This window comes from Pseudomonas sp. lyk4-TYG-107 (genome assembly GCF_030209055.1).
GTDB lineage: Bacteria > Pseudomonadota > Gammaproteobacteria > Pseudomonadales > Pseudomonadaceae > Aquipseudomonas > Aquipseudomonas putida_A.
Map to the genome: position 1 here is coordinate 1 of NZ_JARVST010000022.1, position 1,207 is coordinate 1,207.

The 1,207-nt window shown below is 61.6% G+C and carries 1 protein-coding gene; it reads right to left on the reverse strand.

Annotation, left to right across the window (positions count from 1 at the left end; genetic code table 11):
- Positions 1-180 precede the first annotated feature (180 nt).
- Complete coding sequence (locus QRN61_RS18895) at positions 181-1,140, reverse strand: alpha/beta hydrolase (protein WP_285374546.1); 960 nt, start codon at positions 1,138-1,140, stop codon at positions 181-183.
- Between the last annotated feature and the right edge of the window lie 67 nt (positions 1,141-1,207).

Below are 1,207 nucleotides of genomic sequence, written 5' to 3' on the forward strand. Positions count from 1 at the left end.
GCAAACCGTAGGCGCTGCCCCCGGATGAATCCCGGAGCGAAGGAACCCGAGCCTAAGCGAGGGCCGAACGTCAGGGTAAAGCCCTTTGGTTACTTTGGGGCTTTTGCCAAAGTGACCCGCCGTCAGGGCGGAACCCTAGGCGGCCGTTACCGCAGCAACGGATATTCACCCCCCACCCCGTCAAGCCAAAGCAAACACCTCCATCAAGCGCCCAGCAATCAACCCCAGCGCCTCTTCAGCCTCATCAACAATCGCCCCCATCCGCATAAAGTCATGGGTCATGCCCGAGTACACCTGCAAATCCACAACAACCCCCGCCGCCTGCAAATGCCGGGCATACGCCACCCCCTCATCGTGCAACGGATCACACTCGGCCAACACCATCAGCACCGGCGCGACATTGGCCGGGACTTCGCCGAGCAACGGCGAGAAACGCGGATCAAGACGATCGCTGGCATCACGCTGATAGTGCGCGTAGAACCACTGCAGCGAAGCCTTCTCCAGCAGATAACCTTCGGCAAAACGCTCGATCGAAGGCGTAGTGCGACTGGCATCGGTAACCGGATAAATCAGCACCTGCAAACGCGGCTGCACAGCAGCATCCGTCAGTTGCGCAGCCAGCACCGTGGCCAGGCTGCCACCGACGCTGTCGCCGGCAATCGCCAGCCGCGCCGCATCGATGCCCAGATCAGCAGCACTCGCCACCAGCCAGTCCCAGGCATCGCGGGCGTCGTCGGCCGCTGTCGGGAAACGATGTTCCGGCGCCAGCCGATACGCCACCGACAGCACCACACAATCGGCCAGCGCGGCCAACGCGCGGCACAGCGAATCATGCGAGTCGAGGCTGCCGACCACATAGCCGCCGCCATGGAAATACAACAGCGCCGGACGTCCGGCGCCCGCCTGCAACGGATGATTGCTGTAGATCCGTGCGTTCAACAGTGCACCGTCACGCACCGGCAATTGCAGCTCATCGACTACGGCCAGTTCTTCACCGCCGGCGTCCATCAGCAACGATGACTGATCGAATTGTTCACGGGCCTCGGTCGGACTCAACTCGTGCATGCCGACGCGTTTGCCACTGGCCCGGCCGTTGCCGACCAGTTGCAGAAATGCGGCGATATCAGGATTCAATGACATTCAAATCTCCAAACCGATCGGGCGCCATCAGCGCCCGATCGGTTTTGCTTGGGTTTCACAGCAGGTT

Coding starts and splice junctions, on each gene's coding strand:
- QRN61_RS18895 (WP_285374546.1), bottom strand. CDS start 1,140: ATGTCATTGAATCCTGATATCGCCGCATTTCTGCAACTGGTCGGCAAC.